The 20,652-nt window shown below is 67.9% G+C and carries 16 protein-coding genes and 1 pseudogene; 1 reads left to right on the forward strand and 16 read right to left on the reverse strand.

Features of this window, described 5'->3' with window-relative positions; genetic code table 11:
* Positions 1-108: 108 nt before the first annotated feature.
* The 7 genes and pseudogenes from P3102_RS25790 to P3102_RS37855 all read right to left on the reverse strand — a co-directional run bounded on the left by P3102_RS25790 (position 109) and on the right by P3102_RS37855 (position 11,182).
* Positions 109-789 carry a M23 family metallopeptidase gene (locus P3102_RS25790; RefSeq protein WP_276362465.1) on the reverse strand — a complete coding sequence of 227 codons (681 nt, stop codon included), beginning with the start codon at positions 787-789 and terminating at the stop codon, positions 109-111.
* Between the two features lie 130 nt (positions 790-919).
* Positions 920-2,398 carry a potassium/proton antiporter gene (locus P3102_RS25795; protein ID WP_276362466.1) on the reverse strand — a complete coding sequence of 493 codons (1,479 nt, stop codon included), beginning with the start codon at positions 2,396-2,398 and terminating at the stop codon, positions 920-922.
* Between the two features lie 111 nt (positions 2,399-2,509).
* Positions 2,510-3,193 (reverse strand): helix-turn-helix domain-containing protein, encoded by a 684-nt coding sequence (locus P3102_RS25800; RefSeq protein WP_276362468.1) that lies wholly within the window; start codon positions 3,191-3,193, stop codon positions 2,510-2,512.
* A 43-nt stretch (positions 3,194-3,236) separates the two neighbouring features.
* The gene (locus P3102_RS25805) at positions 3,237-4,841 is read right to left on the reverse strand and encodes a penicillin-binding transpeptidase domain-containing protein (RefSeq protein ID WP_276362469.1); all 1,605 of its coding nucleotides are present in this window, start codon (positions 4,839-4,841) and stop codon (positions 3,237-3,239) included.
* Positions 4,842-5,052: 211 nt separating this feature from the next.
* Positions 5,053-8,214 carry an isoleucine--tRNA ligase gene (gene ileS, locus P3102_RS25810; protein ID WP_276362471.1) on the reverse strand — a complete coding sequence of 1,054 codons (3,162 nt, stop codon included), beginning with the start codon at positions 8,212-8,214 and terminating at the stop codon, positions 5,053-5,055.
* A gap of 272 nt (positions 8,215-8,486) precedes the next feature.
* Positions 8,487-9,002, reverse strand: coding sequence for an Imm21 family immunity protein (locus tag P3102_RS25815; RefSeq protein ID WP_276362473.1), 516 nt, complete (start codon positions 9,000-9,002; stop codon positions 8,487-8,489).
* A gap of 919 nt (positions 9,003-9,921) precedes the next feature.
* Positions 9,922-11,182: pseudogene (locus tag P3102_RS37855) on the reverse strand (DUF222 domain-containing protein).
* Positions 11,183-11,561: 379 nt separating this feature from the next.
* Between P3102_RS37855 and P3102_RS25835 the strand changes: the two are divergent.
* The gene (locus P3102_RS25835; RefSeq protein WP_276362478.1) at positions 11,562-13,379 is read left to right on the forward strand and encodes an FUSC family protein; all 1,818 of its coding nucleotides are present in this window, start codon (positions 11,562-11,564) and stop codon (positions 13,377-13,379) included.
* Here P3102_RS25835 and P3102_RS25840 read toward each other — a convergent pair.
* The 9 genes from P3102_RS25840 to sigK form a co-directional block, all read right to left on the reverse strand.
* Positions 13,376-13,978: a hypothetical protein gene (locus P3102_RS25840; protein ID WP_276362480.1), complete on the reverse strand. Its 603-nt coding sequence runs from the start codon at positions 13,976-13,978 to the stop codon at positions 13,376-13,378. The genes P3102_RS25835 and P3102_RS25840 overlap by 4 nt on opposite strands.
* 150 nt (positions 13,979-14,128) lie before the next feature.
* Positions 14,129-14,986: a DivIVA domain-containing protein gene (locus tag P3102_RS25845; protein ID WP_276362481.1), complete on the reverse strand. Its 858-nt coding sequence runs from the start codon at positions 14,984-14,986 to the stop codon at positions 14,129-14,131.
* 54 nt (positions 14,987-15,040) lie between these two features.
* Complete coding sequence (locus P3102_RS25850) at positions 15,041-15,316, reverse strand: YggT family protein (protein WP_005155180.1); 276 nt, start codon at positions 15,314-15,316, stop codon at positions 15,041-15,043.
* A gap of 114 nt (positions 15,317-15,430) precedes the next feature.
* Positions 15,431-16,045 carry a cell division protein SepF gene (sepF, locus tag P3102_RS25855; protein WP_276362483.1) on the reverse strand — a complete coding sequence of 205 codons (615 nt, stop codon included), beginning with the start codon at positions 16,043-16,045 and terminating at the stop codon, positions 15,431-15,433.
* Between the two features lie 82 nt (positions 16,046-16,127).
* Positions 16,128-16,865: a YggS family pyridoxal phosphate-dependent enzyme gene (locus P3102_RS25860; RefSeq protein ID WP_276362484.1), complete on the reverse strand. Its 738-nt coding sequence runs from the start codon at positions 16,863-16,865 to the stop codon at positions 16,128-16,130.
* Positions 16,862-17,569 (reverse strand): peptidoglycan editing factor PgeF, encoded by a 708-nt coding sequence (pgeF, locus tag P3102_RS25865; protein WP_276362486.1) that lies wholly within the window; start codon positions 17,567-17,569, stop codon positions 16,862-16,864. The genes P3102_RS25860 and pgeF overlap by 4 nt, the downstream gene beginning before the upstream one ends.
* Before the next feature lie 74 nt (positions 17,570-17,643).
* On the reverse strand, positions 17,644-18,969 hold the full coding sequence (ftsZ, locus tag P3102_RS25870; protein WP_276362488.1) for a cell division protein FtsZ: 1,326 nt from the start codon (positions 18,967-18,969) through the stop codon (positions 17,644-17,646).
* A gap of 249 nt (positions 18,970-19,218) precedes the next feature.
* Positions 19,219-19,977 (reverse strand): anti-sigma factor, encoded by a 759-nt coding sequence (locus tag P3102_RS25875; protein ID WP_276362489.1) that lies wholly within the window; start codon positions 19,975-19,977, stop codon positions 19,219-19,221.
* On the reverse strand, positions 19,974-20,582 hold the full coding sequence (sigK, locus tag P3102_RS25880) for an ECF RNA polymerase sigma factor SigK (protein ID WP_276362491.1): 609 nt from the start codon (positions 20,580-20,582) through the stop codon (positions 19,974-19,976). The genes P3102_RS25875 and sigK overlap by 4 nt, the downstream gene beginning before the upstream one ends.
* Positions 20,583-20,652 lie beyond the last annotated feature (70 nt).

The raw sequence follows: 20,652 nt of genomic DNA on the forward strand, positions 1-20,652 counted from the left end.
TTGAGACGCCGCTCACGTGCTCCGCAAGCGAGAGAACCCGCAATTCGGCACCTGATTGCGCTGGTCCGGGCCGCGAACCAACGCAAGCAGGTGCCGAATTGCGGGGGGTCAGACGCGGAAGCGGCCGGGCAGCGGGCTGGTCACTCGGGAGGACACCTCGGTCGCGCTCCCCGAGTACTGCTCGGTGCCCGCGGTGAACTGCCAGCCCCCGAAGGTCTTGCCGTCGATGGGCTCGCCGTAGGTCTCCGCGACCTTGGTCGAGACCTCGTCGTAGGACATACCGTTCCAGTTGCCCGCGCCGACACCGAAGTCACGCGAGTCACCGCTCCGCGCGGCGGCCGTGGGCAGTGTCCACAGGGTGAAGTGCACGTGGGCGCCGGTGCTGCTGCCCCCGCAGGGCAGCGCGTTGCCGGTCCGGCCGAGGGCGTCGCCAGGGGCGACCCTCTCGCCGTCGGTGACCGAAATGCCCTCCAGGTGGTAGTACCCGGTCCGCCGGCCGCCGTCGTGGTCGACGGTCACCCAGTCGCCGCCGTCGCAGTGCTGGATCCGGACCGTGCCCGCCAGCGGGGCGCGCACGATCCGATCGCCGGGGCTGAAGTCGATGGCGTTCTTCACGCCGGAGATCCCGTTGTCCGAGTGGATTCCCGCCGAGTACACCGACTGGCCCGTCCCGAAGGGCAGCCCGAACGTGGGAAACGCGCCTGCGGCCGCCGCGGGTACCGCGAGAACCACGCCGACGAGTGCCGCAGCGACACCCAGACCAGCGAACCGCACCGGAATTTTCGTCACTTTGCGTACTCCTTACCCCGCGACACTCACCCATTCGATGGAGTCGGTTGCGGGGAAGGTAGTTCAAAAGGAGTACAGATGGGAAGAATTTCCCGAGATCACCCGACGAACAACTGGTGCCGGTCGTGACCTACTGCCCGGATTCGCCCTTCCACCTGGCCAGGCGACCGGCGCGGTCGACGGCCCGCAGGCGTCGCTCGGCCGCGTCACGGGCTTCGGCGGTGGTCACGACGAGTAGCTGGTCCCGTTCCTGGAGCCGGGTGTTCTTGTTGGGGGTGAAGCCGGTGCCGTCGCGCACGAGAAGGCTGATCGTCGCCCCCACCGGCAGCCGTAGTTCGGCCAGGTACACGCCGTGCATCTTGGAGCCGGCGTTGATCCGTACCTGCAGGAGTTCCGCACCCATCTCGTCGAGAGGAGCGGAGTCGACGTCGATCTCGTGTGCTTCGGCGTGCTGGGCCAGTCCGAGCACGCGCGCGAGCGGGGTCAGCGTCGCGCCCTGGAGCAGCGTCAGCACGATGACCAGCACGAACACCGCGTCGACCAGTTGCTGCGCACCGGGCAGCCCGGACGACAGGGGGATCAGCGCGAGCACGATCGGGACCGCCCCGCGCAAGCCGGCCCAAGACAGGAACACCTGTTCTCGCCAAGGGATCTTGAACGGCAGCGCCGAGAGCACCACCGACAACGGCCGGGCGAGCAACAGCACGACCGCACCCGCGACCAGGCCCTGGACCAGGCTTTCGAGGATCCTGCTCGGCGAGGCGAACAGGCCGAGCAGTACGAACAGCCCGATCTGCGCGAGCCAGCCGAGCCCCTCGGCGAAGGACAGCGTGTCCGACCGGTGTGGCAGTTTCGAGTTCCCTAGCACCAGCGCCGCGACATAGGTGGCGAGCAGGCCCGACGCGTGGGCGAGCTGCCCGCTCGAGTACGCCACCACGCAGACCGCGACCGTGGCCAGCGGATACAGACCGGTGGCGGGAAGCGCCGCCCGGCGCAGCGCGAACGCCCCACCCCAGCCGAAAGCGAGCCCGATCACCAGGCCGGCGGCCAGTTCGTAGACCACCAGCAGCGGCAGCGACCAGTCGACGGTGGCGCCCTCGGCCAGGACGACGACGGCGATGTAGGCCGGGGCGTCGTTGATCCCCGACTCGATCTCCAGCGCGCCGACGAGCCGTTTGCCGATCCCCGCCGATCTCAGCACGGAGAAGACCGCGGCGGCGTCGGTCGAGGCCAGCACCGCGCCCCACAGCAACGCCATCCGCCAGTCCAGGCCCAGCAACCAGTGCAGGGCCGCGCCGGTGACCGCGATGCTCACCACGACGGCCACTGTGGACAGTGCGATTCCGATGCCCAGCGACGGTTTCACGGTCGTCCAGCGGGTGGTGAGGCCACCTTCGGACAGGATCATCACCAGCGCGGCGAGGCCGAGCGACTGGGTGAGTGTGGGGTTGTCGTATTGGATGCCGAACCCGGCTTCGCCGAGCAGGACCCCCATCCCCAGGTACAGCAGCAGTGAGGGAAGGCCGACCCGGATCGACACCCGGACGGCGATCACGGCGACGAGGAGCACCGCGCCACCGGTGCCGAGAACGAACGGGAGCTGCTCCATGTCGCCTCCCGTCCGGTCGCCGTGAGGGCTCCAGAATAGTGAGGCGGTGATCGTCACTCGTTCGTGTACCGGTCGAAAAGCGTCCGGATAGCCTGTGTTACAGACTGTCCATTAGGGACTGCGCAGGGCCACCAGATCCACCCCGAGTTCCGCGAACGGTCTCTCCGCCGCGGGCAGGACTTTCACCGCGCGGTTGCCCTCACGGGACAGCCAGCCGGCAGCCACTCCGTGGGACAGTAACGCCGCGGGTGCCCGGCCCGCCAAATGATCACGGCGTACCGTCCAATCCAGACAGTCGCGCAGCATCGGGCGGCGGCCGTCGGCGATCTCCACCCCGAGCCCACCGAGTATTTCGCGTCCGCGGCCGGTCAGCGTCAGGCCGTCGACCTCGTCGATCAGCCCGGTGGCGAGCATCCCGTCCCGCAGCGCGACGCCGACCGTCCCGGCGAGGTGGTCGTAGCAGGTCCGGGCGAACTCCAGCCGTTTCACCCGCACCGAGGAACGCAACCCCAGCACCGGGCGGCGTTCGGCGTGCTGCGCCAGATGCTCGATCAACTCCGCCACCCGGGGGTCGGCCATCCGGACGTAACTGTGCCTCCCCTGCCGGACCCGCACGACGAATCCGGCCTCGACCAGCTTCGTCACGTGCTCGCTGGCCGTCGACGCCGCCACTTCGGCCGCTCCTGCCAGCTCCGTCACCGTCCAGGCGCGCCCGTCGAGCAGCGCGAGACACATCGACGCGCGGCTCGGATCGGCGAGCACGGCCGCGACCTCGGCCAGTGCGATGGTCTCCATGCGCTCACCGTAGAAGACCCACGCTTCGGCGAGCGCCGAACCGTCAGCCTGCCAGGAACTTCGCCGCCAGCCGCACCGCGGGTTCGGAGTCGTTGGCGCCCTCCAGCATGACGGCGAAGGCGACATCCCCGCGGTACCCGACGAACCAGCCGTTCGCGTCGGCACCCGAGCCGAACTGCGCCGTCCCCGTCTTGCCGAAGACGGCGCCGCTGCCCTTCAACGCCTTCGCGGTCCCCGTCGTGCAGACCTCACGCATCATCGCGCGGACCTGGTTCACCACCCCGGCCGGCGGAGCCTGGTAGCCGGCGTTGACCTTGGTCTCCAGCCCCTGCCACAGCTTCGGCACCACCGGCTTCCCCGTGGCGACGGTCGCGGCCATGAGCGCCGCGCCCAGCGGGCTGACCTGCACCCTTCCCTGACCGATGCCGGCCTCCACCTGCTCGTCGCCACTGCCCGACGACTCCACCTTCCCGGTCTCGGTGGCCAGCCCCGGGATCTCGAAGTCGGCGTTGAGGCCGAGCTGGCTCGCGGCCTTCGCGAGGCCGTCCGCGGGCAGTTGCCCGGCGAGCCGCCCGAAGGTCGTGTTGCACGACGCGGCGAACGCCGTCTTCAGCGACACCGTCCCCAGGTCGAACCCGTTGTCGTTCTTGAGCGTGCGGGTGCCGATCTGCTCGCTGCCCTGGCAGGCCACCGGCGAGTCCGCGGAAATCCCGCCCTGCTGCAAAGCCGCGGTCGCCGTGGCGATCTTGAAGGCCGAACCGGGCGCGTAAAGACCGCTGAGCGCCTTCGGCTGGTTTCCGGCGGCGCCGTTCTGCGCGACCGCCAGAAGTTCGCCCGAAGTCTTCATCGCGACGATGACCGCCGATCCGCCGAAGCCGTCGACGGCTTTCTGCGCGGTGGTCTGGGACGCCACGCTCAAGGTCGAGACCAGCGGTTCGCCGGCCTCAGCGGCCTGTCCGAACAGCGTTTCGACCGGTTTGCCGGAGGCGTCGACGCGCGACACCGTGACGGTGGCCGGGGTGCCGGTGCCGCCGTTTCGTCCGGCCGCGACCTTGGACAACGCCCCCTGCAGGATCGGCGCGACACCGGCCGCGTCCCCGCCGACGAGGGCCTTGCCGTCCCGATCGGCCACGACCGGCTTGGCCGAAACAGGCGCGACGGAGAGCCGCTGCCCGGCTTCGAGCTTCGGGTGGATCGCCGACATCGCCCAGCGGACCACCCATTTCCCGCCGTTGCGCACCAGGTCCAACTTGCCTTCGTACTTCCAGACGCTGTTGCCCGCGAAGGTCCACGCGGCGTGGAAAGTGGCCGACGTCGAGGGCGCGTCACCCGGCGTCGTCGGGACCTCGCCGAGCGACGTCTTCACCGACGCCCCGTCGAGCGCGCCGCGTGTCGCGGACAGCGCGGTCGTGGCCGCCGCCGGATCGTCGACCGGGGCGCCGGTCAGGTCGCCGGTGTCGAACTGCCGCAGGAACCGGGTGGCGGCCTGCGCCGGGCTCTCCTGCGCGTTCACGGTGGACTTCCCCGGCCCGCCGCCGGCCGTGGGCGCCTGGTCCTCCCTGACCAGCAACACCACCGCCGCCACCACGACGGCGACGACCGCCAGCGCGGCGCCGATCAGGATCCCTCTTTTCCGGGCAGGACTCATGGACTCGCTCTCCCCCATACGGCGTGCCCCTCGCCCGCCTCGAGCGCCAGCCTGCCGATTTCTCCCGCGCAAGGCTGCCTTGGGACGGGAAAGCGACGTTTCCGAATCCGTTTCGTGATCCCGGTGGTCGAGACCCCGCCGGGAATGACAGGAAAGGCCCCTTCATGGCGAAATTTGCCATGAAGGGGCCTTTCATGTCAGTGGTGAGAGGTCAGGCCTTGGCGACCGACACGGTCACCTTGGTGCCCTCTCCGACCGTCCCGGCCGAGCCGTCGGCGACGGCGTCGTAGGCCACCGAAGTCGCCAGCGTCTCCGAGGCGATGAATTCCTCGTGGGCCTTCGCGGCGGTGACCACGTCTTCCGGCGCGTCGACCGTCAGCGAGATCCGGTCGGCGACGTCGAGCCCGGCGTCACGGCGGGCCTGCTGCACGACCCGGACCAGGTCACGGGCGAGCCCCTCGGCCGCCAGTGCGTCGGTCACCTCGATGTCGAGCAGCACCAGCCCGGCGCCGCCCGGCAGTTCCGCGGCCGCGCCACCGCCCTTGGCGACCAGACGCCGGTCGTACTCGCCTTCGACGAGTTCGATTCCGGCGGCCACGACGGCACCGCTCTCCGACGTCGTCCACTCACCGGCCTTGACGGCCTTGATCACCTTCTGGACGTCCTTGCCCAGCCGCGGTCCGGCGGCGCGCGCGTTCACCGCGACCTCGAAACCGCCGTGCGCGGCGACGTCCGTGGTCAGCTCGACGGACTTGACGTTGACCTCGTCGCGCAGGATGTCGGTGAACTCGCGCAGCGAGCCGGCCTCGTGCGCGGCGACGACCAGCTTGGCCAGCGGCAGCCGCACTCGCAGCTTGTTCGACTTCCGTAGCGAAAGCGCCGAGGACGCCACCTGGCGCACCCGGTCCATCGCCGTCACCAGTGCCGCGTCGGCGGGCAGGTCGAGCGCGTTCGGCCAATCGGTCAGGTGCACCGAACGGCCGCCGGTCAGCCCGCGCCAGACGACCTCGCTGGTCAGCGGCAACAGCGGTGCCACCACCCGCGACGTCACCTCCAGCACGGTGTGCAGGGTGTCGATCGCGTCCTGCTCGCCCGCCCAGAACCGGTCGCGCGACCGGCGCACGTACCAGTTCGTCAGCACCTCGAGGAAGTCACGGACGGTCGAACAGGCACCGGCGACGTCGTAGGTGTCGAGCGCGTGCTCGACGTCGGTCACCAGCTCGTGCGTCTTCGCCAGCACATACCGGTCGAGGACGTGCTTCGAATCCGTGCGCCACTTGCCCTCTACGCCCTCGGCGTTCGCGTAGAGCGCCAGGAAGTAGTACGAGTTCCACAGCGGCAGCACGGCCTGGCGGACGGCGTCGCGGATGCCCTTGTCGGTGACGACCAGGTTCCCGCCGCGCAGGATCGGGCTCGCCATCAGGTACCAGCGCATCGCGTCGGAACCGTCGCGGTCGAAGACCTCGTTGACGTCCGGGTAGTTGCGCAGCGACTTGGACATCTTCTGGCCGTCCGAGCCGAGCACGATCCCGTGCGAGATACAGGTGCGGAACGCCGGCCGGTCGAACAGCGCGGTCGCCAGCACGTGCAGCAGGTAGAACCAGCCGCGGGTCTGCCCGATGTACTCGACGATGAAGTCGCCAGGGTAGTGGTGCTCGAACCACTCGGTGTTCTCGAACGGGTAATGCACCTGCGCGTACGGCATCGAACCCGAGTCGAACCAGACGTCGAACACGTCCTCGATCCGGCGCATGGTGGACTTGCCGGTCGGGTCGTCCGGGTTGGGCCGGGTCAGCTCGTCGATGAAGGGCCGGTGCAGGTTCTCCAGCCGTACGCCGAAGTCGCGCTCGAGTTCGTCGAGCGAGCCGTAGACGTCCGTGCGCGGGTACGCCGGGTCGTCCGACTGCCACACCGGGATCGGCGTGCCGAAGTACCGGTTGCGGGAGACCGACCAGTCGCGGGCGTTCTCCAGCCACTTGCCGAACTGGCCGTCCTTGACGTTCTCCGGATACCAGGTGATCTGCTGGTTCAGCTCGATCATCCGGTCCTTGAACTCGGTCACCGCGACGAACCACGACGAGACGGCGCGGTAGATCAGCGGGTTGCGGCAGCGCCAGCAGTGCGGGTACGGGTGCTCGTAGGTCTCGTGGCGCAGCAGCACCGCGCCCTGACGGCCGGCGGATCCGGTGCCGTTCTTGAGATCCTTGATGATGTTCGGGTTGGCGTCGAACACCTGCTGACCCGCGTAGTCCGAGACGGTGGCGTCGAACTTGCCCTGCGCGTCGACCGGGGTGACCGGCACGATGCCCGCCGCGTCGGTGACGACCTTGTCCTCTTCACCGTAGGCGGGCGCGATGTGAACCACACCGGTGCCGTCCTCGGTGGTGACGTACTCCGCCGACAGCACGCGGTGCGCGTTCTCGTGTCCGGTGAAGTACGGGAACGGTGGGGCGTAACGGGTTCCGAGCAGTTCGGTGCCGGTGTAATGCCCGACGACGGCCGGCTCCTCACCGAGTTCGCGAGCGTACGAGGCGACCCGCGCCTCGGCGAGCAGGAACCGCTTGCCGTCGGATTCCACCACGACGTAACGCACGTCGGGGTGGACCGCGGTCGCGAGGTTGGACGGCAGCGTCCACGGGGTCGTGGTCCAGATCAGCAGATAGGTACCGTCGAGCTCGTTGTCGTTGCCCTCCAAGCGGAAACCGACCGTGACGGCCGGGTCCTGGCGGCTGGCGTAGACGTCGTCGTCCATGCGCAGCTCGTGGTTGGACAGCGGCGTCTCGTCGCGCCAGCAGTAGGGCAGGACGCGGTAGCCCTCGTAGACCAGGCCCTTGTCCCACAGCTGCTTGAACGCCCAGATGACCGACTCCATGTAGGACAGGTCGAGCGTCTTGTAGTCGTTCTCGAAATCGACCCAGCGGGCCTGGCTGGTGACGTAGTCCCGCCATTCGCCGGTGTAGCGCAACACGGACTCGCGGCAGGCTTCGTTGAAGACGTCGATGCCCATCGCGTCGATCTCGGATTTTTCGGTGATCCCGAGCTGGCGCATGGCCTCGAGTTCGGCGGGCAGGCCGTGGGTGTCCCAGCCGAAACGGCGCTCGACTCGCTTGCCCTTCATGGTCTGGTAACGCGGCACCAGGTCTTTCACGTACCCGGTGAGCAGGTGACCGTAGTGCGGGAGACCGTTGGCGAACGGCGGGCCGTCGTAGAACACGTACTCGTTCGAGCCGTTGACGCCGGGGTCGCGGGCGTCGATCGAAGCCTGGAAGGTCCGATCGGCTTCCCAGTACGCGAGGACGCGCTTTTCCGACTCGGGGAACGACGGCTGGGACGGGACGCCGACCTCGCCGTCCATCTGTGCCTTGGGATACATCTTCGGTGCTCCTCAGATCCGACACTGCTCGTCACTCTCGTACGGGCTTTCACCCACACGGGGACGAGACGGCCGTTTCCGGCGCGTTCCGCGGTACCACCCCGCTTGCCCGGCCGGTGGTGTTCCGGCTGGGCCGCTCATTCGACGGCTGTGACGGGCCGTACCCGTCCGGTTCTACTGAGGGCCTGCGCCCTGTTCTTCCGGAGGCTCCCCGGTGATGGCCGGATCGGTGCCAGTGAGTTCAAGAGTAGCGCGCGAGGGCAACCGAGTTGTCACCCGGTCTCCGGGACCAGCTGGATCAGGCCGACGCCCCGAGTATGGACGGCCCGGATCGCGAAGCGCCCTTTCCCGATCTCGACACACGCCTGCTCCGGCTTGCCGCCGGCGGGATATTCGACGCCCAACTCCGCGCCGGCCGTCACCGAGTCCATGAGCATCGCGGGGCCGTCGGTCTCCCACTGACCGCAGTCCTCCCACGGCGTGACGGGATCGGCGAAGAGCCGTCCGGCCTCGGCGAGCAAAGCGGCCTCGGAGTCGGCGGCGAGCCACCGAAGGAACGCGCGGTGCTCTCGGAGGTAGGAAGTGATGGCGGGTTCCCCTGCGAGGACCAGACCCATCACCCCGCCGATGGCGAGAGTGCCCGCCGGCGCGCTCACCGCGCAAGCACGGTCGTAGTCGTCCTCGCCCCCTTCCAGACTTCCCTTCCAGTGCGCCAGAGCGGAGACGGGCACGACGATGAGCGGACCGCCGAGCGATCCGACCCAGGCTTGCGTCTGCGTGATGGTCACGGCGGCAGTGTGCCGTACGGGTCCGACAGTTCCGGCGATACCGCGAACATGGCGCGAGACGACTGGCCGGCCGGGCAAGCGCGGGACTTCGCGTCCCTGCGCGGCAGGCGAGTCGACATGTGGACCGGCGTGGAGATGCACTGCGGAAGAAACGCAAGGGGAACCGGTCCGCGTTTCACCGATCCCGACATTTCCTGTCTCCAGCTCTATGGTTTCAGACTTGGCTGGACGACGGCAGCGCACTGGAGATCGGCACCTGTCAGGACGACGACGAATTCGGTCTCTGCGGCCACGCGTCGAGCAAGTCGTACGACGACGGGCGGTGGGGCGGAATCCGTCTTCGGCGGTCCTTTCCCGAGTGGCCGGTCGGTTCGGTCGAAGGCGTGACTGCCTTCCGCGACCGGCACTTCTCATCACTTCCGGATCGGTCCACGGCCGCTGGCGCTGGTCACGGAAACACAAGAGGGTGGACTGATCTTCCACCGGCTCGACGAATCGGTCCCTTCACTGATCTTGTGGCGGTATACCGCGTCCCGTGGAGCATGGCGCGACACATCCAGTCAGTTTGGTGAAAGCGCGGATGTGTAGGTCGTTATACGGCGAGTGGCCGGTGAGCTGGAGGGCTTTTCGCCGTGGCACGGGATTTGCCCGCACGGGATGGACGTCTCCCGACGACAAGGACGACGATTACCGCGAACTTTGTCCGCGCCGCAGGAATCACGCTTGTCATAGTCGGCCGCGGCAAGGGATACGACTCCGGCCTCGGCGTGTACCGGTGGGTCGTCGAGGGCGCGTTCGCACTGCTGCATTGGTTCCGGCGCCTGCGTATCCGATGGGAGGTCCGCGAAGCCTTCCTCGAAGCCTTTCTCACCATCATCTCGCGGTGTCGACTCGAGTTTCACTCGTTCTGCTACGACTTTTAAATCCGTAGGTGCATGGTGTTTCGTCTGGGTGTTGTGGTGGGGTCGAGGTAGGCGGGGGCGGTGAACTCAGGCAAGCCGTCCTGGGTGATCCGGGCTTTCCATTCGCTGTGGTGGATGAGCCGGTGATGTTTGGTGCACAGCAGCACGAGGTTGTCGATTTTCGTTTCGCCGTGGTGTTGCCAGAAGACGATGTGGTGTGCGGTGCAGCGGGGTACGGGCATGTCACAACCCGGGGAACGCGCAGCCACTGTCGCGGAGGGTGAGTGCGTATTTCTGGGCGAGGGACACGGTGCGTTTGGATCGGCCGATGTCGAGGGGTTCGCCGTCAGTTCCGAGTACACCGGGTCGGACACGGGCGTCGCAGGCGAGGATGCGGGCGTCGGTGGCGCTGATCGGCCCCACCAGGTCCAGGCAGGCTTCGCCGATATCCCGGATCAGGTCGTCGTAGGACATGGTGACCAGGATGTGGTGACCAGGATGTGTGTGGCTTCGCCCGCTTGTCCGGGGAGGTTGCGGCTGGTGGTCTTCAACCGCACGTAGTCGGTGAAGGCGTCCCCGTAGCGTTCGTTTTGGGTGCGGGAGTCCCGCACCCCGTCGATGGCCTTGTGGGGTTTGGCCATCGGATCCAGGTCGGATTTCAGGCGGGCGCAGGTTTCCAGATCCAGGGTGGCCTTCAAGCCGAGGGTGCCGTCACGGTGCTGGACGAACCGCATCTCCGGCCGGACATCCTCCGGATCCTCGCTACGGGGCTCTTCCCATCCGGATCCAGTTTGTCCAGCAGGCGGCGTCCGGCGCGGGCGATCTGCCGCGGCCCCGCGTGGCGAGCCAAGTCGACGAGGATCTTCTCCCCGGCCCGGATGTCTATCTTCCGGGACGGTGGAGGGGATGCGAGCGAGGGTGCGGATGATCGCATCGATCTGCGCACCCCCGATCACACCCTCCGCCGCTGCCTGAGCGGTCAACGGCGCCAGCGGCGGCCCGGGATCCCGGACCCGCATGCAGGGCCAGGACACGATCAGCGCGGGCACCGGCTTCCTTGTCCGTCACCCGGAAATCCTCGAAAATCAACGCCGCCAACGTCGAATGACCCGAGCACCCACGCACCCCACGGGCATTGATTTCCGCCAGGATCGCGTTCTGCTCCGCCTCCAACCGACGCTTCCGCATTTCCAATTCCTGCTTACGGGCATGCAGCGTCGCGGTGTCGACACGCCACCACTCGATGGACGTCTCCGGGGATGCGTTGTCGCTGGCCACGACTTCACGTTACTCCACATAGAACAAATGTGCTAGCCCAAATAGCTTAGCGGAGAAAATTCGAAATGCACGTGCAGCGAAGTGACTTTAAAGACGCGAAGGCATCCTAAGTGAGAATTCGGGTTCTAACGCCTCCCTTTCCAGTGACGCGGCGTGGTGTTTGTCCAATAGAAGGAGGCCAATGCTCGTGTGAAGTACATGAAGGAGGCCTTCCTGTACCTAGACGCCAAGTAAGGAGGCCTTCATGTACTTTACGGTCCAAACGGTCCCACTTCCGCCGTATGTATCTCGCGGTCCCACTGCACCCACCCAGCGGGGCCCGAGTTGCCGTCCCCGCCATCGCCTCTAGGTTGACGGGTATGTCGATCTGTGAGGCCTCGTGAAAGGGCCCGGACTCCTTGTCGTCCTGCTGGTGGTCCTCGGCGGCGTCAGCGGGCTCGGGTTCCTGCTGGGGCTGGGTAACGCGGCCGTACTGGCGGCCCTCACCGCGCTCTTCTGTCTCATGGCGGCGGTGGGCGGGCCGCTGTGGGCGGATCTGCGGGTGCTGGCGTGGTTCGCGCCCGCGTTGATTCTCGCGGTCGGCGTGCCGCGGTTGCTGGGGGCGGTGTCGCAGTGGGCGGCGATCGGGTTGCTGGTGGCCATCGTGGTCGTCGCCGGGTTGTTGCCGGTGCTCGGGGCCCGGTTCGTTACGGTCGGCCTGGGATTGGGGATGGCGTCGCTGTTCGGGTACGGCTTCCAGTTGACGGGGACGGCGTCGGCGGGGCAGATCCTGGGCGCGCCCGCGCTCGCGGTGGGGGTCGTGGTCCTGTTGCGGATGGTGATGGGCGCGAAGGATCCGGCCAAGCCGACCCGTGACGCGCTGGCCGACGCGCTCGCGACGGGTTCGTCCGAGACGCAGGAGCGGGCGGCGAGGCTTTGGCTCGCGGATCGGCCCCGTCGCTGGACAGGCAGGGTCCTCGGCGGCATGTTCCGCTATCGCGCGGTCACCGGGTTGCTCGAGAGTCGCGGGAAACGGCTGGACGGCCCCGAAATCGGGGAAACGCTCAGCGCTGCCAAGGAAGAAGCCGCCAGGCTCGCCGAGGCCGTTCGGAGCACGACGGCGCCGGACGACAGCCAACCGGTGCGACGCAAGGAACCCGTCGGACTTCCCGGGGCAACGGCAAGGCTCGTCGACGGGCTCTGGGACGCTCTCGAAACCATCCGGGCGGCGGCGATCGAACGCGACGAGTCGCGTGTGGACGTCCCGAAAGGACTCCGGAAGGAATTGCGGCGCATAGAGCTGAGCGGCGCGTTTTCCTGGCAGTCCGCGCAGTTCCGGCACGCGCTCCGTTGCGGGCTCGGCGTCGCGTTGGCGCTGGTGGTCGCGAGCTTCCGTCCCGGCGACCCGCTCACCGTGTCGTTCCTGCTCGCCACTTTCGCGATCATGCAGCCGGAATGGCGGGACAGCCTCGGCAAGGCCTGGCAGCGGATCGGCGGCTCTCTCGGCGGCGCCGTCGTGCTCACCCTCGTACTTTGGCTGCTGCCCCAAGGGGTTCTGCTGCCGATCGGGCTCGTCGCGCTCCTCGGCGGATTCTCGTTCATGCAGACGCGACCGACGGTGTTCAACGGGTGCATGGTTCTGATGTCGGTCGGCATGAACGCGACCACCAGACATCTCGATCCGCGCTACGTACTCGTCGAGTATCTGCTTCTCATGGTCCTCGCCGGCGCCATCGCCCTGCTGTTCGGTTTCGCCGCGATTCCCGGCGTACCGAAACCCGGCCCGGCGGAACGGTTCGAGAGCGCGGTCGGCGCCACCCGCGCACTGCTCGGCTCGGTGGCGCGGAAACTGCGTGCCGAGGACGTCGATCCGCGGACGCTCGGCCGCCAATTCCGTGCCGCCGCTGTCGCGCATCACGGCCTGCGCGCGGCGGAGCCGGGCACGAAGGAACCCGCGCCCGGCCAGCGGGACGCGCTGGAGAACGCCGCCGAAGCCTTGCGTGGCCTGTCCGTCACCGCGTCGTCGCTCTTGTTGCGGCCGGGGTCGGCCGGAGCGGCGGACGCCGTCGACGAGGCGGCCCGCACACTCGGAACGGAAGAGGTGGCGGAGCTTCCGATGCCGCGGGACGCGGACGAGGAACAGCGTCTGGTGCTCGACACGATCGCCGCCGACGTGGTGACGGTCGGCGAAACGGCTCAGACGCTCAAGAGCGCCTAAATCTTGTCGCGGTGCTGCCCGGCGATCTCGGCGTTGGGCGTGCACAGCGCGCACGGGGTGAACCCGAGCTGCCGCGCTTCACCGATGCCGAGCGGGATGGTGTTCCGGGTTTCGAGCCACGTGCACGAGGTCACGTGGTAGCGCGGGTACTCGTCGACGACGACGACCTCGGTCTCGAGTTCGGAGACGACCGCCACATCCGCGGGGTCGTTTTCTTCCTCGCCGGGGTCGCCGGTGCTCTCCGGCGCGGAAGACTCTTCAGCGTCGCCCAGCTCACCGGCGGCGGACATCAAACCGGTCTGCTCGACATCCTCGGATTTCTTTTCCTGCCCGTCGGCGGGCTCGTCGTCGGGCTCGCCGGCGGGCTCGTCGGCGGGCTCGTCGGCGGACGCGTCCTCGGCCGAGTCGTCCGCCGCTTCCTCAGCGGGGACATCGGCCGCGCGCTTCTTCCGGCGGCGCAGCAGATCGAAAAGGAGCAGCAACCCCGCGACGACGGAGAGGCCGATGGAGAGCCAAGCCCACAGGGAGTTCGCGGTGATGAGCGCCGCGACGAGCAGCCCCAGAGCCGCTAGGACCAGTACCAGGACGATGTAGAGCACGGTGAATTACAACACGAGAACACGGTGAAACGGCCCCGACCCTCCGGAGAGTGCCAAGGCCGTTTCACCGTGTAGAAACAAACCATGTAGAAACAAACCGCGAGAAACGCACCGCGTCAAAGAAGCTCTGTGGAACAAGCCGGGCGAAGATCAGCCCGCTTCGGCCCGAGGACCGAACGAGTAGCCCTGTCCCCCACCGGAGGACGAGGACTGCCCCGAGTTCGACGAGGACGCCGAAGCGGGAGCGGCCGACCCGCGGTCGTCGAGCTCACGCAGCTGGGACTCGAGGAACCCGCGCAGCCTCGTGCGGTACTCCCGCTCGATCGTGCGCAGCTCTTCGATCTTCTTGCCCAGCGAGCCCTTCTCCGCGTTCATGTTGTTCATGGTCTCGGTGTACTTGCGCTGAGCCTCGCGCTCCATGGTCGTCGCCTTGTCGCGCGCCTGGCGCTCCAGGGTCTCGGCACGGGTTCGCGCGTCGTTCAGCATGGTCTCGGCACGCGTGCGTGCCTCGTTCACCATCGAGTCCGACTTGGACCGCGCGTCCGACAGCAACTGCTCGGACTTCGTCCTGGCTTCGGCGAGCATGCCGTCCGACTCGGTCTTGGCCTCGGCGGTGAGCCGGTCGGCCATTTCCTGCGCCAGCCCCAGCACCTTCGCGGCCTGGACGTTGGGCTCCCCGTTGTCCGGCACCATCGAGTGGGCCTGGGTCTGCTCCATCGCCGACTGCGGTGGCACCGGCGCCAGGCGGCGCGACGGCTCGTCGCGTACCTGTGGCGGCGGGCCGACGGCGCCGGCCTTGGCGTTCTCGAGTTCACCACGGGTGGTCTCGAGTTCGTTGTCGAGCTGCTCGACCTGCTGCCGCAGTTCGTTGTTGTCCTCGATCAGCCGGGCAAGCTCGGTCTCCACCAGGTCGAGGAACGCGTCCACCTCGTCCTCGTTGTAGCCCCTTTTGCCAATGGGCGGCTTGCTGAACGCGACGTTGTGCACGTCAGCGGGGGTCAACGACATCAGATCACCTCACGCACTCCATGGCCTGCAGGTCCACCGGGGCTTCCCCGAAAATCACCCTGGCGTTGCCAGCTGCATCGCAAAGAACACAACCAACAGCAGCACCATAATCGATAAGTCCAGTCCCACGCCGCCGATTCGCACGGTCGGGATGATTCGCCTGAACAGACGAACCGGTGGGTCGGTCACTGTGTAGATGGTCTCGAGCGTTACCGCAACCCCTCCGGCAGGACGCCACTCGCGAGCGAAAGCACGCACGAGCTCGACGACGATCCGTGCCGTCAGCAGGAGCCAGAAAGCGAACAGCACGTACCAGACGACCAGCAACACAGCATTCACGTAACCACTCTGCCATGCCTCGCGTCAAAAGACGCGGTCAACGGGCTCCGGATGCCGATGAGTCGACAAAATCACATCCGGCTGCGTTCAGCGGTCACCGGGTGATCAGCCGCGCAGGAATAATCCGCCTTCGGCAATCCGCCGACGGTCCTCCGCGGTGACGTCCACGTCGGGCGGTGAGAGAAGGAACACCTTGTTGGTGACCTTGTCCATCGATCCGCGCAACGCGAATGCGAGCCCCGCGGCGAAGTCGACGAGACGCTTCGCGTCCGCGTTCTCCATCTCCGTGAGGTTCATGATCACCGGGATGCCCTCCCGGTAGTGCTCCCCGATCGCCCGCGCCTCGGCGTAGCTCGTCGGGTGCAGTGTCGTGATCCGGCTCAACGGGTCACGCACCGTGGCCCGGACCGGCTCGGTGACCGGTCGCAGCCGCGCGACCGGTTCCGGCTGGCGATCGATCGCCAAGGCCCCGTGGACCACCGGCTCCGCGCTGGGCACGGAGCGTGACCGAGGCCGCGGTGCGGGCTCGTCGTAAGTGTCATCGACGTCCCGGTAGCGTCCACCCCGTGACCGGGCCGGCGGCTCATCGTCGTAGTCGTATTCGTCGTCGGCATATTCCTTTGGGGCGTAGCCACGCCGGTACTCGTCTTCGACGTCATAGCCGTCTTCGTCCGCGGGCACCATCCCGAAGTAGGCCTTCAGCTTCTGCAGCGCGCTCATGCCTCTCCCTAGCCTTAGCCGCGTCCCGCACCGTACTCCCCCGCCTTCGCCACCACTCCCCGTAACGACGAGACGGTATTCCCTAAGGCGAGGCTAAACCGCGCCCACCGAGCAACGCGGTTCCGACACGCACACAGGTTGAGCCGTGCGCGATCGCCTGCTCGAGATCATTGCTCATTCCGGCGGAGATCTCACGGGCTTTTGGGTGTTCTTGCCGAAGGCTCTCCGACGCCTGAGCGAGTTTCTCGAACGCCTCCGCAGGGTCAATACCCAGTGGAGCCACCGCCATAAGCCCTTGGAGGCGAAGATCACCCACATGGGCTATTCGCTCCGCCAACTGGGGCAACTCGTTCAACCGAATGCCGCCACGTTTCGGATCGTCATCGAGACTCACTTGAATGAGGACGTCCAAGGGGTGCTCGCGTTGCCCGGAATCCAGGGCCGACCTCGTCGCCTTCGCGAGTGCGTCGGCGAGGCGATCGGAGTCGACGGACTGGACCTCGTCGGCCCAGCGCACGACCGAGCGAGCCTTGTTTCGTTGCAGACTGCCGACCATGTGCCAGCGGATCCGGATGTCCGGGCGCAGTTCGGCGACCTCTTCCGCTTTTTCGCCCGCCTCCTGGTCGCGGTTCTCGGCGAGGTCGAGCGCGCCGAGGTCGGCGAGCAGCGCGGCGTCGAGCGCCGGGAAGGTCTTGGTGACCGCGAGCAGCTTGACTTCGTCGCGCGCCCGGCCCGCGGCCTGGCACGCGGCGCCGATCCGCTCTTCCACTTCGGCAAGGGACGCGGCGAGTTCCGTCTTCCGTGCGTCGGCGGTACTCACGACGCGTCCAGCCAGGTGATCCCCGCGATCCGGCCGGTGGTGCCGTCGCGGCGGAAGCTGAAGAGCGTCTTGTCTTCGTTGGTGCAGCGCGGATCGACGCCGATCTTGCCGACACCGAGGTCGGCCAGCTGCCGCCAGAGTCCGGCGCGCAGGTCGAGCCCCGGGGTGCCCTTGCGGGTTTTGCAGGCACTGCCCGGCACGTGTTTTTCGACATCGGCGGCCATGTCGGCGGGGACTTCGTAGCAGTCGCCGCAAATCGCGGGGCCGAGCAGTCCTTCGATCCTGGCCGGTTCGGCACCGAGGCCCCGCATCGCCTCGATCGCCGCGGGGACGACGCCCACCCTCGCACCGACGCGGCCCGCGTGGACGGCGGCGACGACACCGGCTTCGACGTCGGCGAGCATGAGGGGCACGCAATCGGCGACGAGTACCACGAGCGCGAGGCCGGGCTCGGCCGTCACGAGTGCGTCGGTCGCTTCGGCGGCGGAGGTCTCGGAACCGTCGACGACGGTGGCGGTGCGGCCGTGGACCTGTTCCATCCACGCCAGCCTGTCCTCGGTGAGACCGAGTTCGGTGGCGAGACGTTTGCGGTTGGCGTAGACGTCGCCCGCGTCGTCACCGACATGATCACCGAGGTTGAAGGTGTCGTAAGGAGGCCGGGAGGCCCCACCCGCCCTTGTCGTGACAATCCGCCGTACCCGCACGCGTTTCCTCCTGGACCTGAGTGAAGGCCCCCTCGACCGTGGTCAAGGAGGCCTTCACGGAACGTACTGGCGAACTAGCGCCGCATGAACGGGGGAACGTCGACCTCGTCGTCCGAAGGGTCGTCGTGCACCGGGGTGGCGCGGCCGGGCAGGCTGCCGTGGGTCGAATTCGACCCGATCGGCGAATAGCCGCGCGAGCCGCCGCCGGGCTGCGGAAGTCCGCCGCTCAGCGAGCCGTTGCCCTCGTTGCGGGAGGACGGCATCGGCGTATGCGTGCGCGGCGGCGCGACCGGGTAGCCGTTCGAACCGGTCGACGGCACCGGCGTGGCACCCGAAGGCGGGCTCTGTACCGGAGTCGCCCCGCCGCCGTTGACCTGCCCCGCCTGCGCGGACGCGGTCGACGAGGTGGAGCGGGAGCCGAAGGTCGACGGGTCGAGCTTCTTGTGGGTCGGGGTGCCGGCGTCGAAACCGGCCGCGATCACGGTGACCCGGACCTCGTCGCCGAGCGAGTCGTCGATGATCGTCCCGAAGATGATGTTGGCGTCGGGGTGCGCGGATTCCTGCACCAGCGACGCGGCTTCGTTGATCTCGAACAGGCCGAGGTCCGACCCGCCCGCGATCGACAGCAGCGCGCCGTGCGCCCCGTCCATCGACGCTTCCAGCAGCGGCGAGTTGATCGCCTTCTCCGCGGCCTGGATCGCCCGGCCTTCACCACGCGCCGAGCCGATGCCCATCAGCGCGGAACCCGCACCGGACATGACGCTCTTGACGTCGGCGAAGTCCAGGTTGATCAGACCCGGCGTGGTGATCAGGTCGGTGATGCCCTGGACACCCGAAAGCAGCACCTCGTCCGCCGAGCGGAAGGCGTCCATCAGCGAGACGCCGATGTCGCCCAGCTGGAGCAGCCGGTCGTTCGGGATGACGATGAGCGTGTCGCACTCGTTGCGCAGCTGCTGGATGCCGTCTTCGGCCTGCTTGCTGCGGCGCTTGCCCTCGAAGGTGAACGGCCGGGTGACGACGCCGATGGTCAGCGCGCCGAGTTTGCGGGCGATCTGGGCGACGACCGGCGCGCCACCGGTGCCGGTGCCACCGCCTTCACCCGCGGTCACGAACACCATGTCGGCGCCCTTGATGACCTCTTCGATCTCTTCGCGGTGGTCCTCGGCGGCCTTCTGCCCCACCTCGGGGGCGGCGCCGGCACCGAGGCCGCGGGTCAGTTCCCGGCCGATGTCGAGCTTGACGTCGGCGTCGGACATGAGCAGTGCCTGAGCGTCGGTGTTCACCGCGATGAACTCGACACCCTTGAGGCCGACCTCGATCATGCGGTTCACGGCGTTCACTCCGCCGCCGCCGATACCGACGACCTTGATCACCGCAAGGTAGTTGTGCGGGGGCGTCATCGGAGCCGCCTTCCTGATCGTGTGTGCTCGTGCTGCCCGCCGGTCGCTGAGCCTGGCCGAACCCTCGAGCTGAAGTTCAGATCGAGAGTTATGTCAACTGCCGACGTTGAAGCAGGACGGTATGCACCAGGCAGGCTCGAATCCAGTAGCCACGCCGTGTGTCGCAAAGGTGTTTTGCCACAACATGTTCGCGGGCGCAAGAGCGAGACCCGGTCGCGGCGGCGAACGTCGGCCTGGTAAGAGCGGAGGTCAGGTGGGCATGGACATGACCATGACGACGTCCTTCGACGGTGTTCCGGTCGGTGATCCACCGGCAGGTTCGACGCTGAGCGCGAATTTTTGGGCCCCGCCGAGTCCGTCGGCGACCAGCAGCGCACCATCCTGACCACCGGAAAGGAGCCCGGCGGGCTTGGGCGCGGCGCCCGGGAACATCAGCCAGGCCTGATACGTCCGGCCCGGTTCGTTCTCCGGCAGCCGGGCCGCCATGAACACGAGTTTGTCTTTCGAGCGCGACATCATCACGGTCCCGCCGCCACCGACGGTGGTCTCGCCGTGCCCGGTCCGGAGATCGGCCGCCGAGAGCACGTCGGTGACGGGCGCGTACCGGGCCGCCTGTTCGCGCGCGGCGGTCAGCCGGGTGTGGTTGTCGTAGGCGATACCGCCGAACACGGCGGTACCCGCCAGCCCGACGATCGCCGCCGCGGCCGCCCCGATCGCCCAGCGCGGAGCACGGCGGCGGTTCTTGACGCGCTCCCCGGTCTCGAAACGCGTCTTCGGTGGCTGCTGCCTGGTCGCCATCGCCTCCGCGAGCACCCGGCGCTTGAGTTCGGGCGGCGGGTCTTCGGCCAGCGCGGCACCGAGCCGGGTCGCGGTCATCTGCAGTTCGAGGACCTCTTGAGCGCACGAAGCACACTCCCCGAGATGCCGCTGGAACTGGGTACGCTCCACTTCGGACAACGCGTCGATGGCGTAGGCCCCGGTGAGCGTGTGCATTTCGGGCATGGTCATGCCGTCACCCCCAAACAGTCCCGGAGCCTGATCAGACCGTCCCGGAGCCGGGTCTTGATGGTCCCGTGCGGAGTCCGGAGCACTTCCGAGACTTCGCGATAGGTATAGCCCTGGTAATAGGCGAGCAGTACGGATTCCCGTTGCAGTTCGGTCAGGCTCGTGAGACAACGGCGCACCTGCGAGCGTTCCCAGCGGGCCGCGACGGCCTCCGCCACCTCGTCGAAGGGCCGGGCGCGGGCGGCCTCGAAGGTCGCCTTGACCTCGCGTTCCGAGCTGGCGCGTGCCGAGCGGACCCGGTCGACGGCGCGGCGGTGCGCGAGCGTCATGGCCCAGTTCAACGCGCTCCCCCGCTCCGGGGAATAGCGCGTGGCCGTGCGCCACAGCTCCACCATGACCTCTTGAGTGACCTCTTCCGACTGCGCGGAGTCACGCAGGATTCGCCGCACCAGGCCGAGGACGGGGCCGGCGAGCTGGTCGTACAAGGCGTCGAAGGCCCGCTCGTCACCTTTCGCGACCAGGACGAGCAGGTCCTCCGCCGTCGGACCGGCCGGTTCGTCGTCGCGGGGGACGGGCGCCATCCGGCGCGGGCTTGCCGATTCATCCATCTAGCGTGCCTCCGGCCGTGTGCGGTGTCTGTGGTTTTCTGGGGGTGATCGGCGCCTTCTTCACCCACAG

It is taken from the genome of Amycolatopsis sp. QT-25 (assembly GCF_029369745.1).
Lineage (GTDB): Bacteria > Actinomycetota > Actinomycetes > Mycobacteriales > Pseudonocardiaceae > Amycolatopsis.